This is a genomic window from Szabonella alba, from assembly GCF_016765775.1.
Lineage (GTDB): Bacteria > Pseudomonadota > Alphaproteobacteria > Rhodobacterales > Rhodobacteraceae > Szabonella > Szabonella alba.
Genome location: NZ_JAESVN010000004.1, coordinates 53,805 through 66,555, shown reverse-complemented (window position 1 = coordinate 66,555; position 12,751 = coordinate 53,805). Strand labels below are relative to the sequence as shown.

The following is a 12,751-nucleotide window of genomic DNA, read 5'->3' as shown; positions in this document are numbered from 1 at the left end:
CCGGGGTCAGGACCGGTCCATCGTGACCACAACCTTGCCCGTCGCCGTTCTGGACCGCAGCAGCGCAAGCGCCTCGGCCGCGCGGTCCAGCGGCAGCACATGGCTGATATGCGGGCGCAGCTTTCCCTCGCCATGCCAGCGCGTCAGTTCGGCCAGACTGTCGCGCAGCACCTGCGGCGCAAAGCGGCGATAAGCGCCCCAGTAAAGCCCGATCACCGTCAGGTTCTTGACCAGCAGCAGATTGGCCGGGATCTGCGGCACCTCGCCCCCGGCGAAACCGATGGGGATCAACCGCCCCTCGGGCCGGGCGGCGCGCAGCGCCTCCATGAAGGCCGGCCCCCCCACCGCATCATAGACCACATCCACCCCGCCCAGGGCTTTCAACAGCCCGCGCAGATCGGGCGCCGCGCTGTCGATCAGGTGATCGGCCCCTGCCGCTTGTGCGACGGCCAGCCGTTCAGGGCCGCGCGCCAAGGCGATAACCTCGGCCCCCATCAGCTTGCCGATCTCCACCGCCGTCAGCCCGACACCGCCCGCAGCCCCCAGAACCAGCAGCCTTTCACCGGCCCGCAACCGTGCCCGGTGTCCAAGCGCCAGATGGCTGGTGCCATAGGCGATCTGAAAGGCGGCGGCGGTTTCGAAATCCATGCTTTCGGGGATCGGCAGGCAGGCATCGGCGGGAAAATTGCCATATTCGGCCAATCCGCCGGACCCGGCAAAGACCGCGACGCGCGCGCCTTGCTGCAGCCCCTGCACCCCGGGACCGGTCGCCTCGACCACGCCCGCGACCTCCATCCCAAGGGTGAAGGGCAGGGCGGGGCGTTCCTGATACCGGCCGTCGATCATCAGAAGATCGGCAAAATTCAGACCGCAGGCCCGGATCGCAATCCGCACTTCCCCGTGCCCCGGCGGCGGCAGGACGATGTCGTCAGGTTGTGGCATTTCGCCGATAGCGTGCAGTCGGAAAGCTTTCATAGCGGGGTTCCGGCAAATAGAGGGAGATTGTTGCGTGTCGTGAAACCGCTCTGGGTTGCAAGTAATTGCAAAACGCAACGATTTCCCGGCGATGTTTGCAATTTGCAATGCATAACGGAAAACACCAATTTCGCGAGTTAGAGCGGGCACCGGCATCTTTCGCGGGTATACCGGAATGTCACCCGCGGATCTGTACGACCGTATAATTTGACCTGTCCAATTAGACAGGTTGCCACGGTTGATCCAGCGCGAATCGGATTTTTTCAACCTGCACTGTGTTTGGCACGAAAATTGCTTCATTGATGGGTGGAGCCATGACGGCTCTTTGAAGATTATCTTGGTGGAGTAGAAGATGAAGCACCCTGTAGATGCACATGTCGGCAAACGTATTCGTCATCGGCGCTGGATGGTCGGCATGACGCAGCAGCAGCTGGCCGATCATGTTGGCATCAAGTTCCAGCAGATCCAGAAATATGAAACCGGCATGAACAGGGTTTCGGCTTCGCGCCTGTGGGAAATCGCGGATGCGCTGGACGTGTCGATCGCCTTCTTCTTCGAAGGGTTGGAAGATGCCGCCGGGTCGCAAGCAACCGTTCTTGGCGACATGATGGCCGACAAGGAAGCGCTGGAGCTTGTGCGCTCCTATTACGCAATCCCCGAGGCACAGCGCCGTCGTCTCTTCGACCTTGCCCGCGTGCTCAGCGACGCGGCCTGAATGACAGACTGTTCCCTGCAACCGCCCGATGCGGCTGCCCGGACGGCGTGACGGACTGAACGGAAGGGCCTCCTGTGCGGGGCCCTTTCCCATTCGGCCCGCTTGACCGGCACAAGCCAAGCCTGTAGCGCCGGATCATCAGACAAGTGAGGCGACCCCCCATGCATCTCGACTCCGAGAATCTTGACCCCCAGCATCTGAGTACGGCCGAACAGGACAACCTGCGGCAGGTTGCGGCAGAGCTTGCCGATGCCGCACGGCGTGAAACGCTGGCGCATTTCCGCAGCGCGGGTCTGGGTGCCGAGACCAAGGAAAGCGACCGTTTCGATCCGGTTACCGTGGCCGACCGCGCCTCCGAGGCGGCCATGCGTGAGATCCTTGCACGCCGCCGCCCGCAGGACGGGATTCTGGGTGAGGAATTCGGACCCGTGGCGGGGACTTCCGGCCTGACATGGGTGCTGGATCCGATCGACGGCACGCGCGGCTATCTGTCCGGCACCCCGACATGGGGCGTGCTGATCTCGGTCGCCGATGCAACCGGCCCGGTCTACGGGCTGATCGACCAGCCCTATATCGGTGAGCGGTTCGAGGGCGGATTTGGCCGCGCCGAGGTCAACGGTCCAAGGGGGCGCGCCTTGCTGAAAACCCGCGCGCACCGTCCGCTGTCCGAGGCGATCCTGTTTTCAACTTTCCCCGAGGTCGGAACCCCGGATGAGGCTGCTGCCTTCCGACGGGTTGCGCCCGGGGCGCGGCTGGTGCGCTACGGGATGGATTGCTATGCCTATGCGCTGATCGCGGCCGGGCAGATCGATCTGGTGATCGAGGCCGGCCTGCAGCCTTATGACGTGCAGGCCCCCATCGCGGTGATCGAGGCCGCAGGCGGCATCGTCACCGACTGGCAGGGGCGCCCCTGCCCGCAGGGCGGGCGCGTTCTGGCCGCCGCCAATCCCGCGATCCATGCCGAGGCGCTGGCGCTGCTCAACGCGGGCTGAGGCGGGAAGCGCCGACAGACGCAGACCAGATGCCGCTCTGGTATGGCAGTCCGGCGCAAGCCTTGCTAGGTTCCGCACCGATAGCAAACCGAAAGGAACCCGCAATGAAGATCCGTTACCTGCATACGATGGTCCGGGTGCTCGATCTCGAAAAAACCATGGCTTTCTACAAGCTTCTGGGGCTTGAGGAGACACGCCGCGTCGACAATGAAGGCGGGCGCTTCTCGCTGATCTTCCTTGCGCCTCCGGGCCAGAAGGAATGTCCGGTCGAACTGACCTGGAACTGGGATGGCGATGACGGCCTGCCGTCCGACAGCCGCCATTTCGGCCATCTCGCCTATGAGGTCGAGAATATCTATGAGATGTGCGCCCATCTTCAGGCCAATGGCGTGACGATCAACCGTCCCCCGCGCGACGGCAACATGGCCTTCGTGCGCAGCCCCGACAATGTTTCGGTCGAACTGCTGCAGATGGGCCCGGCGCTGGAACCGGCCGAGCCGTGGAAAAGCGCCCCCAATATCGGCCATTGGTAAGCCTACCGTTTCCTCTCTTCGGAAGTATCATCGGGGGGCGCGGGATTCTTCAATAAAAGACCGGGGGGCAGACTGCCCCCCGGGTTCTTCATCAAAGGACGGGGGGCAGACAGTCTGCCATACCCCGCATGTCGTGGGTGATGCGCCGGGGCGTCATAGATATTGCGTCAGGGTGGCAAAGCGGTTACCGCTGAATCGAAACGGAGGGCCAGCGCGATGCAGACCTATCTTGATGCGCTGCGGCAGATCCTGGCCCAGGGCGTGCCGTCATCTGACCGCACCGGCACCGGCACGATCAGCCATTTCGGGCTTCAGATGCGCTATGATCTGGCGAAGGGATTCCCGCTGGTCACCACCAAGAAGGTGCATCTGAAATCCATTCTCCATGAACTTCTGTGGTTTCTCGCGGGCGATACGAATATCGGCTATCTCAAGGCCAATGGCGTCTCGATCTGGGATGAATGGGCCGATGAAAACGGCGATCTCGGCCCGGTCTATGGCGCGCAATGGCGGCGCTTTCCCTCGGTCGAGGCCGGTGAGGACGGGCCGGTGATCGGTTCCGTGGACCAGATCGCCAAACTGCTGGAGATGATCCGCAAAAGCCCCGACAGCCGCCGCCTGATCGTCTCGGCCTGGAACCCGGGTGAGGTGGACCAGATGGCGCTGCCGCCCTGTCACACGCTGTGGCAGGTGCGCATTCTCGGGGGGAAACTGCATCTGCAGCTTTACCAGCGCTCGGCGGACATGTTCCTCGGCGTGCCGTTCAACATCGCCTCTTACGCGCTGCTGGCGCAGATGCTGGCGCAGGTGACGGGCTACCGGCCCGGCCATTTCATCCATTCCATCGGCGATGCACATATCTATTCCAACCATATGGATCAGGTTACCGAACAGCTTTCGCGGGCTCCCCGCGCACTGCCGGTGATGCGGCTCAACCCCGACGTGACCGATCTTTTCGCCTTCCGCTATGAGGACTTCACGCTGGACGGCTATGACCCCCATCCCGCGATCCGCGCGCCGGTGGCGGTCTGATGCTGACACTAATTGCAGGACGGGCGCGCAACGGGGCCATCGGCAAGGCGGGCACGATCCCCTGGCATGCGCATGAGGATCTGGCGTTTTTCCAGCGCGAAACCACCGGGGGCGCGGTCATCATGGGGCGGCGCACCTGGGACAGCCTGCCGAAACGGCCCTTGGCGCGCCGCCTGAACCTTGTCGTGACCTCGCAGCCCTTAGCGGATGACGGGGCCGAGGCCGTGACTCTGAACGGCGCGCTTGCCGTGGCCGGGGCGGCGGGCCATGCGCGGATTTACGGGATCGGAGGCGAGGGGATCTATCGCGCGCTGCTGCCGCTGGCTGACCGGCTCTTGCTGACCGAGGTCGATCTGGACATCGCCGATGCCGATGCCTTCTTTCCCGAATTCGACCCTGCCGAGTGGCACCTGACGCTGCAGCGCCCGCTGCGGGCGGCGGATCCGGCCTGTATCCTGCAGGAATGGCTGCGGCGGCGCTGAAGGCTGATTCGTCCGCCGCGACCGATAATCGTGGCTTCGGCTCTGGCCGCCGCGATCCGGCGTGCTAGGTGGAATCAGGGATTGTCGGAACGGAAATTGCCCCATGACCCTGATTGTTCTTTATCTCTCGACCGCACTTGTCTTCCTTGTGCTCGATGCGCTGATGCTGGGCTGGCATATCGGTCCGCTGTTCCGCCGCCATCTGGGTGACCAACTGCTGGAAAACCTGCGTTGGGGCCCGGCGGCCGCATTCTATCTGGCCTATATCGCGGGGCTTTTGTGGCTGGTGTCCCTGCCCGCCCTGCGTGACGGCGCGCCGTTGCAGGCGCTGATCGGCGGCGCGGTTCTGGGGGCGATGGCCTATGGCACCTATGAATTCACCTCATACGCCGTGATGCGCGACTGGCACTGGCAGATGGTGGTGACCGATCTGGTCTGGGGCACGGTGCTGACCGGGGTTTCGGCCTGGGCCGGGGTCACGATCACCCGCGCGCTGACCGGCTGACCGGGGGACCGGGCCATCGGACCGTGCAATCTGACCGGGCAGGTGACATTCCGCGCTTTGCACGTTAGATCGGGTACAGTCCGGCATGGAGAGGCCCAATGACCCATATCATCTACGGAATCCCGACTTGCGATACTTGCAAGAAGGCCTTGAAATCATTGCAACAAGCCGGGCATGAGGCGCAGTTGCGCGATATCCGCCGCGACCCGCTGACCGAGGCTGAAATCGCGGAATTTGTCACGGAATTCGGGGACCGGATCATCAACCGGCAATCCACCACATGGCGCGGTGTTTCGGACTGGCTGCGCGCCAGTGAGGCCGACGCCCAGTTGAAGGCTGAACCCACCCTGATGAAACGCCCGGTCATCCGTTCGCCCACAGGACTGACCCTTGGATGGGATGCCGAGGTTCAGGCGCGCTATCTCTAACGCGGTTGACAAGGGGGCCTGACCTTGGCCCCCTCATCGGAATTTTGCTGCCGGTTCCGGCGCGCGGCTGTCAGAGCAGACGCAGATCGCCGGCAGATTCTTTACCGTCGCGGCCCGATTGCAGTTCGAACCCGATCTTCTGGTTATCGCTCAACCCGGTGAGGCCTGCGCGCTCCACCGCTGAAATATGTACAAACACGTCCTTGCCGCCATTGTCGGGGGCGATGAAGCCGTAACCCTTGGTGGCGTTGAACCATTTCACGGTGCCTGTCGGCATGCCGTCTCTCCTTCAGTCTGTCCTCCCGGGGCGACATGCCGCGGGCCGTGCTGCCAGGTCTTCCAGTCGTCCGGCTGCCGGGCAGTCAGGATCAGGTCGGAAAGGCTGTCGTCACAGCGCAAAGGATGCCAAATCACAGACAAAAATCAAGAACCTTGTGCTTGCATCCCGGACTGACCCGCCGAAAACCGCCGGAATCGCCTGCGCGTGCCCACGCGATTCCCTTGCAAGAGGGTAGCCTCAACCGTCAGGAGCGGCCCTGGAAGAAACCTTGTTTGCGCCTCACGGATGGCGCCTCTTGCGTTGCCTTTTCATCTTGGCGAAAATACCTCGCGGGGCGGGGGCGCGCCAAGCCCCCCGTTTGCACGGGTTACCCCCTGCGATGAGGCCCGATACGTGGCACTTTCCACGATCAGCGCAGATCGGGCGGTGTCGCCTCGGCTGCCAGTGCCGCGATGATTGTGGCCAGATCCTGCGTTTCGGTGCGGTTCTCGCCCAGACGACGCACGGAAACCGTGCGCTCCTCGACCTCACGCATGCCAAGGGCAAGGATTACAGGCACTTTCCCCATGGAATGCTCGCGCACCTTGTAGTTGATCTTTTCATTGCGCAGGTCCAGTTCGGCGCGGATCCCGGCCTCGACAAGGGCGGTTGCGACCTCATGGGCGTAATCATCCGCATCCGACACGATCGAGGCGACCACAACCTGACGCGGCGCCAGCCAGAAGGGCAGCTTGCCCGCCCAATTCTCGATCAGTATCCCGATGAACCGCTCGAAACTGCCCAGACAGGCGCGGTGCAGCATATAGGGCGTGTGTTTGGCGCCATCCTCACCGATATAGCTGGCCTCCAGCCGCGCCGGAATGTTCGGGTCCAGCTGCAAGGTGCCGCATTGCCAGTCCCGCCCGATGGCATCGGTCAGCACGAATTCCAGCTTGGGCGCATAGAACGCGCCCTCGCCCGGGAATAGTTCATAGGCGCAGCCCGCCGCGGTGCAGGCATTGGCCAGAGCGGTTTCCATCAGATCCCAGCTGGCATCCGTCCCCACCCGCTTTTCCGGCCGGGTCGACAGTTTCACGCGCCATTTGTCGAAGCCCAGATCGGCATAGATGCGGCTCAGGAATTCGATGAACTTCTTCGATTCCGCCTCGATCTGATCCTCGCGGCAGAAGATATGCCCGTCATCCTGCGTGAACCCGCGCACCCGCATGATGCCATGCAACGCGCCAGACGGCTCATAGCGGTTGCACGACCCGAATTCCGCCATCCGCAGCGGCAGATCGCGATAGGACTTCAGGCCAACGTTAAAGATCTGCACATGGCAGGGGCAGTTCATCGGCTTCAGCGCGTTGACGGTCTTTTCCCGCGCATGATCCTCGTCCACCTCGACGATGAACATGTTCTCCTGATAGCTTTCCCAGTGGCCCGATGCCTCCCACAGCTTGCGGTTCACCACCTGCGGTGTGTTCACCTCGACATAGCCATCGGCGCGCTGGCGGCGGCGCATGTAATCCTGCAAGGTCGTGTAGATCGTCCAGCCGTTCGGATGCCAGAACACCTGTCCCGGCGCCTCTTCCTGCATGTGGAACAGGCCCATTTCGCGGCCCAGCTTGCGGTGGTCGCGCTTGGCGGCCTCCTCCAGCATGGTCATATGGGCCTTGAGGTCGTCGCGGTTGCGGAAGGCCACGCCATAGATGCGCTGCAGCATCGGGCGGCTGCTGTCGCCCAGCCAATAGGCCCCCGCCACATGGGTCAGCTTGAAAGCATCGGCGGGCAGTTGCCCGGTCTGCTGAAGATGCGGCCCCCGGCACAGATCCTGCCAGGGCCCGTGCCAGTACATGCGGATATCCTCATCTCCCGGGATCCGGTCCAGCAGTTCCACCTTGTAGGGTTCGCCGCGCTCTTCGTAATGCCGGCGCGTGTCTTCCCGGCTCCAGAGTTCGGTTTTCACCGGATCGCGGGCGTTGATGATCTGTTTCATCTTTGCCTCGATGATCCCCAGATCTTCGGGCGTAAAGGGTTCGGCGCGGTCGAAATCGTAGAACCAGCCATGATCGCGCACCGGGCCAATGGTCACCTTCACATCGGGCCAGAGTTCCTGCACCGCGCGGGCCATGACATGGGCAAGGTCATGGCGGATCAGTTCCAGCGCCGCCGCCTCATCCGCCATGGTGTTGATCGCAAGCGTCGCGTCAGTGGTGATCGGCCATTGCAGATCCCAATGCACGCCGTTCACCTGTGCCGAGATCGCCTTTTTCGCAAGGCTGACGGCAATCGAGGCGGCCACTTCGGCCGGGGTCACGCCTGCGGCGTAGCTGCGGACCGATCCATCGGGAAATGTCAGGGAAATCTGGGTCAGGTCAGGGCTCATCGGCCATGCTCCTCGTCGTTTCGGCGCCCACGGAACGCCCGGTTGCGGGTTATGTGGCCCCGTCTGTGGACCGCCGCAGTGGCAGCGTCAAGCGCCTGCCGGGGGGCGTTGTGCAATTTCGCCGGGGGCGGGCGGTCAGGGCCACAGCGCCGGGGACAGGGCCGCATTGCGGGGCAGGGCGGTTCAGCCCTGCTGCTGGTCCCGCCACAGATGGCGGGCGGTTTCCAGATCTTCGGGCGTATTGACGTTGAGGAACGGATCGCGCCCTGTCGCGTCGAAACCGGCCAGCGCGAACCCGTGCCGTCCGGCCCAGATCACGATTTTGGCGACCCCCTCGCCAAGCGCCGCGCGAAGATCCTCGCGCAGCACCACCGGCCATAGGCCGAAGGCCGGCTGCCGGATCAGCCCTGCCGCGGTTTCCGAGGCGGCAAGCGCGATCGGCTTGCCGTCCCGCTGCGCCGCCCGGCACAACCGCAGCACCAGATCGGGCGGCAGAAAGGGGCTGTCGGCTGCGGCCGTCACCACATGGGACAGCCCGCATTCGGCTGCATGGTCCATCCCGGCCAGAACCCCGGCCAAAGGCCCGGCAAAGCCTGCGATACTGTCGGCGATCACCGGCAGTCGCAGCCCGGCAAACCGCGCCGGATCACCATTGGCACTGATCACGAGTGCGGCGCATTGCGGGTGCAGGCGGTGGATCACCTGATCAATCAGGCGCGTTCCGCCCAGATCAAGGCTGCCCTTGTCCCCGCCGCCCATGCGCCGTGCCTGACCGCCCGCCAGCACCACGCCAAGGATCTGCCCTTCCGTCATCCTGCCGCTCCTGCTCTGGCGACCCCGCGCGGGCCGCCCGGTCTTGCGATTGCTATGCCAGCCGCCGTGCCAAGGCCAGCGCCCCGTGGCCCGGCACCGCTCACGCCCTTGTTATGACGAAAGCGCGACAGAATCTGCCCCCCGATGCGTTGGGTCTGCAGGCGCGCAAAGCTGCCGCGCGCATATCTGACGAGGAGAGGACCATGAAACTGTTCACATCCACACTCGCCGCTGTTGTCCTGTCGCTGACCCCGATCACGGTCGCGCCTGCCAATGCGGCCCCGGTCGCGCCGCTCGCTCTGACCGGATCCATTGGTGAACTGACGTTGCAGGCGGATCTTGTCGAGGTCCAGCAACGGCGTGGCTATCGCGACAATCGCGACCGCAGACGCTTTGACCGCCGTGACCGGGGACGGCACGGCTTTGACAACCGTCACCGCCGCCCGCCCGTGCATCACCGGCCGCGCCGCGAGGCTGACCGGGATAGGGGTCCCGATCTGGGTTCGGCGCTGATCGGGGCGATCATAGGCGGGGTGCTGGTCGATCAGTTCAACCGCCCGCAACCGGTTCAGGTGCCGCAGGGCAATGCCGGGCGCTATCTGTCGCAGAACCATGTCAATTGGTGCCACGACCGTTGGCGGTCCTATCGCGCGTCGGATAACAGCTATCAGCCCTATAACGGCCCGCGTCGTGTCTGCAGCTCGCCCTATGGGCCGTCGTGATCTGAGGGACGGCGTGACCTGACGCGCCGCAACCGTCTATCCTCCTCGTCGGGCTTGCCGGTTTTCCGGCAGGCCCTGCGGGGAAAGGCAATATCCGCGCGCGTCCGAACGGGCAGGGATATCTGACGCTCTCCTCCGATCCACAGTGCTGGCGACCTTCCTCCGGCCATCTGTCGGATTGCCGCAGCACGGGGGTCACTTGGCCCCTTGGCAAGCGCGGCAGAAGGCGGCAGGCTCTGCGACAACAGCAGGGAGACGCGGATGACGGTTCAGGTGACGCAGGAACAGGCAGAGGCCTATCAACGCGATGGCGCGGTGCTGGTCCGGGGGCTGTTTGCCGACCGGGTTGAGGAGTTGCGCCAGGGCGTCGAGAAGAACATGGCCGATCCCGGCCAGCCCATGGCAACGCTGAAACCCGGTGAGGCCGGGCGCTTTTTCGACGATTACTGCAACTGGAACCGGATTGCCGAATTCGAGGCTGCGATCCGTGATCCGGGCGTGGCGGAGGCGGCGGCGCGGCTGATGAGCAGTGACCGGGTGCAACTGTTCCACGATCATGTGCTGGTCAAGGAACCCGGAACGTCAAAACCGACGCCATGGCACACCGACGGGCCCTATTACTTTGTCGAGGGGCGGCAGACGGTCAGTTTCTGGTGTCCGCTTGATCCGGTGCGCGAGGCGTCCCTGCGCTGCGTCGCGGGCAGCCATCTTTGGGAAAAGGACGTGCTGCCGACCCGCTGGATGTCCGAGACCGATTTCTATCCGGGCGATCACGATTACATTCCCGTGCCCGACCCCGAGGCCGAAGGCATGCGCATCCTTGAATGGGAGATGGAGCCGGGCGATGCCGTGGCCTTCCATTACCGCACCCTGCATGGCACGCGCGGCAATGTGACCGATCGCCGCCGCCGCGCCTTCTCGCTGCGGCTGGTCGGCGATGATGCGCGCTATGTCGAGCGTCCGGGGCCGACCTCGCCGCCCTTTCCGGGCCACGGGATGCAGGCGGGCCAGCACCTGCGCGAAGACTGGTTTCCGGTGCTGCGCGGATGATCCGCGCCTGCGCTTTAAGCGCAGCCGGGGCAGTTCCGTCGGCGGGCCGCCGTGCGGATGACGGGCACGGGACAGGTCCGCTGTGGCGGCAGGCGGTGATGGATCGGCCATGACAGAAACTGCCCCCAACCCGCCCCCTCCGGTTCCGCCTGCCCGGCTGCGCCCGTTTCAGCGCATGCCGCCAGCGGTCTTTCCCACGATCATGGGCTTGTTCGGGCTGGGTCTGGCCTTGCGCCGCGCCGCCGATGGCGGCCTGATCCATCCGGGTTTCGGTGAGATCCTGCTGGGCGCGGTCAGCCTGCTGTGGATTTTCGCGGCTTTCGGCTATCTGGTGAAGGTCGCGCAGCGACCCGGCGTGGTGATGCAGGAACTGGCGGCCCTGCCGGGCCGGACGGGGCTGGCGGCGGGGTCACTGGGGCTTTTGCTGCTGGCGGCCACGGTCCTGCCCCACCGGCCGGGGCTGGCCTTGATCCTGATGCTGGCGGGGCTGGTTCTGCATCTGGTTCTGGCGCTGCTGGTCACCCTGTGGCTGCAACGCGCCCCGGATGAGGCGAAGTCCGTCACCCCGGCATGGCATCTGCATTTCGTGGGTTTCATCATCGCAGGGCTGGTCGCGGCCCCGCTTGGGCTGACCGGGCTGGCAACCGGCTTGGTGATCGGCACCGGGGCGGTTGCGGCGGGCATCTGGGGCGTCAGCCTTTATCAACTGGTGCAGGGCAGGCCGCCCGCCCCGCTGCGCCCCTTGCTGGCCATCCATCTGGCTCCGGCCAGCCTGCTGGGCCTTGTCGCGGCGCTGGCGGGGCTGGTCAGTGTGGCGCAGGTCATGGCGTTGATCGGAGGGGCGATCCTGCTGGCGCTGCTGCTGGCTGGGCGCTGGATCACCGCGGCGGGGTTTTCGGCGCTTTGGGGGGCTTTCACCTTTCCGCTGGCGGCTTATGCGTCGCTTTTGCTGTTGCTGGGGGGCGGCTGGGTCTGGCCGGGCCTTGCGGTTCTGGCCGGGGCGCTGCTGCTGGTGCCCTATGTCGCGGTGAAGGTGCTGCGGGCCTGGGCCGGGGGCGGGCTGGCAGCAAAGACCAACGCGGCCACGGCCTGACCGGGCGGCCTGATCGGGCAGGTTCGGCCACCGGCCCCTCAGCGCGGGACAAGATCCAGAAAGGCGCGGGCCAGCCGCAGCCCCGCCGCATCCGCCAAAGCCCCGTCGCGTTCGGCAAGCGCTGCATGGCGGCTCAGCCAACCGGGCTCCATCCCTTCGATCAGATCGGGAAAGCGCCGTGCCCAGTCGGCGACAACGGCGCGGTTCGCCTCGAAGTGGAACTGGGTGGCATAGCCCGCCCGCCCGACACGAAAGGCCTGATGCGCCGCCCGGTCCGAGCGCGCCAGATGCAGGGCCCCGGCGGGCAGGGTGAAGGTGTCGCTGTGCCACTGGAACACCCGAAACGCTGACCCCGCCGCCGACAGCACCGGATCGGCCTCACCATCCCCGGTCAGATCGACCCGGCACCAGCCGAATTCGGGCGCAGTGCCCAACTGGTTTTCCGCGCCGAAGCCGCGCGCCATCAACTGGCTGCCCAGACAGATGCCCAGAACCGGCTGCCCGGCCTCGACCGCCTTGCGCATCGCATCCGCCAGATGCGGCAGATAGGGGTGGCGCGCATCGTCCCGCGCCGATTGTTCTCCGCCAAAGACGATGACCGCGTCCCAGCCCGAGAAATCCAGCGGCAGCGCATCACCCCGGAACGGGCGCAGGATATCGACCAGCGCGCCGCGTTCATGCAGCGCCACTCCGATCTGGCCATGATGGGTGACGGCGGTGTTCTCGATCAGGGCGACGCGCATTCCGGTCTGTCCTTTTTGCT

The 12,751-nt window shown here is 64.9% G+C and carries 15 protein-coding genes; 10 read left to right on the top strand and 5 right to left on the bottom strand.

What is annotated here, in order from left to right; all coding sequences use genetic code 11:
• Positions 1-6: 6 nt before the first annotated feature.
• Positions 7-975 carry an NADPH:quinone oxidoreductase family protein gene (locus JL811_RS10505; protein WP_202688589.1) on the bottom strand — a complete coding sequence of 323 codons (969 nt, stop codon included), beginning with the start codon at positions 973-975 and terminating at the stop codon, positions 7-9.
• 352 nt (positions 976-1,327) lie between these two features.
• Between JL811_RS10505 and JL811_RS10500 the strand changes: the two genes are divergently transcribed.
• From JL811_RS10500 to JL811_RS10470, 7 genes are all read left to right on the top strand, one after another.
• Positions 1,328-1,690: a helix-turn-helix domain-containing protein gene (locus JL811_RS10500; RefSeq protein ID WP_202688588.1), complete on the top strand. Its 363-nt coding sequence runs from the start codon at positions 1,328-1,330 to the stop codon at positions 1,688-1,690.
• A gap of 161 nt (positions 1,691-1,851) precedes the next feature.
• Positions 1,852-2,682, top strand: a complete 831-nt coding sequence (locus JL811_RS10495; RefSeq protein WP_202688587.1) for an inositol monophosphatase family protein — start codon at positions 1,852-1,854, stop codon at positions 2,680-2,682.
• Between the two features lie 104 nt (positions 2,683-2,786).
• On the top strand, positions 2,787-3,215 hold the full coding sequence (locus JL811_RS10490; RefSeq protein ID WP_202688586.1) for a VOC family protein: 429 nt from the start codon (positions 2,787-2,789) through the stop codon (positions 3,213-3,215).
• A gap of 216 nt (positions 3,216-3,431) precedes the next feature.
• A complete protein-coding gene (locus JL811_RS10485) occupies positions 3,432-4,247 on the top strand; it encodes a thymidylate synthase (RefSeq protein WP_202688585.1) in 816 nt (271 codons plus the stop codon).
• The gene (locus tag JL811_RS10480; RefSeq protein WP_202688584.1) at positions 4,247-4,729 is read left to right on the top strand and encodes a dihydrofolate reductase; all 483 of its coding nucleotides are present in this window, start codon (positions 4,247-4,249) and stop codon (positions 4,727-4,729) included. Before JL811_RS10485 ends, JL811_RS10480 begins: the two co-directional genes overlap by 1 nt.
• Before the next feature lie 103 nt (positions 4,730-4,832).
• A complete protein-coding gene (locus JL811_RS10475) occupies positions 4,833-5,234 on the top strand; it encodes a DUF2177 family protein (RefSeq protein ID WP_202688583.1) in 402 nt (133 codons plus the stop codon).
• 98 nt (positions 5,235-5,332) lie between these two features.
• Positions 5,333-5,662, top strand: a complete 330-nt coding sequence (locus JL811_RS10470) for an arsenate reductase family protein (RefSeq protein ID WP_202688582.1) — start codon at positions 5,333-5,335, stop codon at positions 5,660-5,662.
• A gap of 70 nt (positions 5,663-5,732) precedes the next feature.
• On the opposite strand, the gene JL811_RS10465 is transcribed toward JL811_RS10470, so the two are convergent.
• The 3 genes from JL811_RS10465 to mobA form a co-directional block, all read right to left on the bottom strand.
• Positions 5,733-5,939 (bottom strand): cold-shock protein, encoded by a 207-nt coding sequence (locus JL811_RS10465; protein WP_202688581.1) that lies wholly within the window; start codon positions 5,937-5,939, stop codon positions 5,733-5,735.
• 412 nt (positions 5,940-6,351) lie between these two features.
• Positions 6,352-8,298, bottom strand: a complete 1,947-nt coding sequence (gene thrS / locus JL811_RS10460) for a threonine--tRNA ligase (protein ID WP_202688935.1) — start codon at positions 8,296-8,298, stop codon at positions 6,352-6,354.
• Positions 8,299-8,493: 195 nt separating this feature from the next.
• On the bottom strand, positions 8,494-9,123 hold the full coding sequence (gene mobA / locus JL811_RS10455; protein WP_202688580.1) for a molybdenum cofactor guanylyltransferase MobA: 630 nt from the start codon (positions 9,121-9,123) through the stop codon (positions 8,494-8,496).
• A gap of 203 nt (positions 9,124-9,326) precedes the next feature.
• Here mobA and JL811_RS10450 point away from each other — a divergent pair, with 203 nt between their 5' ends.
• The 3 genes from JL811_RS10450 (at position 9,327) to JL811_RS10440 (ending at position 11,988) form a co-directional block, all read left to right on the top strand.
• Positions 9,327-9,845, top strand: a complete 519-nt coding sequence (locus tag JL811_RS10450; protein WP_202688579.1) for a BA14K family protein — start codon at positions 9,327-9,329, stop codon at positions 9,843-9,845.
• A gap of 261 nt (positions 9,846-10,106) precedes the next feature.
• The gene (locus JL811_RS10445) at positions 10,107-10,895 is read left to right on the top strand and encodes a phytanoyl-CoA dioxygenase family protein (RefSeq protein ID WP_202688578.1); all 789 of its coding nucleotides are present in this window, start codon (positions 10,107-10,109) and stop codon (positions 10,893-10,895) included.
• Between the two features lie 109 nt (positions 10,896-11,004).
• The gene (locus tag JL811_RS10440) at positions 11,005-11,988 is read left to right on the top strand and encodes a TDT family transporter (protein WP_202688577.1); all 984 of its coding nucleotides are present in this window, start codon (positions 11,005-11,007) and stop codon (positions 11,986-11,988) included.
• A gap of 38 nt (positions 11,989-12,026) precedes the next feature.
• On the opposite strand, the gene JL811_RS10435 is transcribed toward JL811_RS10440, so the two are convergent.
• Positions 12,027-12,731, bottom strand: coding sequence for a type 1 glutamine amidotransferase (locus JL811_RS10435; protein WP_202688576.1), 705 nt, complete (start codon positions 12,729-12,731; stop codon positions 12,027-12,029).
• Positions 12,732-12,751 lie beyond the last annotated feature (20 nt).

What these genes read in the sequence shown, in the direction of transcription:
- JL811_RS10505 (WP_202688589.1), bottom strand. Translation starts at nt 975, where the DNA reads ATGAAAGCTTTCCGACTGCACGCTATCGGCGAAATGCCACAACCTGAC.
- JL811_RS10500 (WP_202688588.1), top strand. Translation starts at nt 1,328, where the DNA reads ATGAAGCACCCTGTAGATGCACATGTCGGCAAACGTATTCGTCATCGG.
- JL811_RS10495 (WP_202688587.1), top strand. Translation starts at nt 1,852, where the DNA reads ATGCATCTCGACTCCGAGAATCTTGACCCCCAGCATCTGAGTACGGCC.
- JL811_RS10490 (WP_202688586.1), top strand. Translation starts at nt 2,787, where the DNA reads ATGAAGATCCGTTACCTGCATACGATGGTCCGGGTGCTCGATCTCGAA.
- JL811_RS10485 (WP_202688585.1), top strand. Translation starts at nt 3,432, where the DNA reads ATGCAGACCTATCTTGATGCGCTGCGGCAGATCCTGGCCCAGGGCGTG.
- JL811_RS10480 (WP_202688584.1), top strand. Translation starts at nt 4,247, where the DNA reads ATGCTGACACTAATTGCAGGACGGGCGCGCAACGGGGCCATCGGCAAG.
- JL811_RS10475 (WP_202688583.1), top strand. Translation starts at nt 4,833, where the DNA reads ATGACCCTGATTGTTCTTTATCTCTCGACCGCACTTGTCTTCCTTGTG.
- JL811_RS10470 (WP_202688582.1), top strand. Translation starts at nt 5,333, where the DNA reads ATGACCCATATCATCTACGGAATCCCGACTTGCGATACTTGCAAGAAG.
- JL811_RS10465 (WP_202688581.1), bottom strand. Translation starts at nt 5,939, where the DNA reads ATGCCGACAGGCACCGTGAAATGGTTCAACGCCACCAAGGGTTACGGC.
- mobA (WP_202688580.1), bottom strand. Translation starts at nt 9,123, where the DNA reads ATGACGGAAGGGCAGATCCTTGGCGTGGTGCTGGCGGGCGGTCAGGCA.
- JL811_RS10450 (WP_202688579.1), top strand. Translation starts at nt 9,327, where the DNA reads ATGAAACTGTTCACATCCACACTCGCCGCTGTTGTCCTGTCGCTGACC.
- JL811_RS10445 (WP_202688578.1), top strand. Translation starts at nt 10,107, where the DNA reads ATGACGGTTCAGGTGACGCAGGAACAGGCAGAGGCCTATCAACGCGAT.
- JL811_RS10440 (WP_202688577.1), top strand. Translation starts at nt 11,005, where the DNA reads ATGACAGAAACTGCCCCCAACCCGCCCCCTCCGGTTCCGCCTGCCCGG.
- JL811_RS10435 (WP_202688576.1), bottom strand. Translation starts at nt 12,731, where the DNA reads ATGCGCGTCGCCCTGATCGAGAACACCGCCGTCACCCATCATGGCCAG.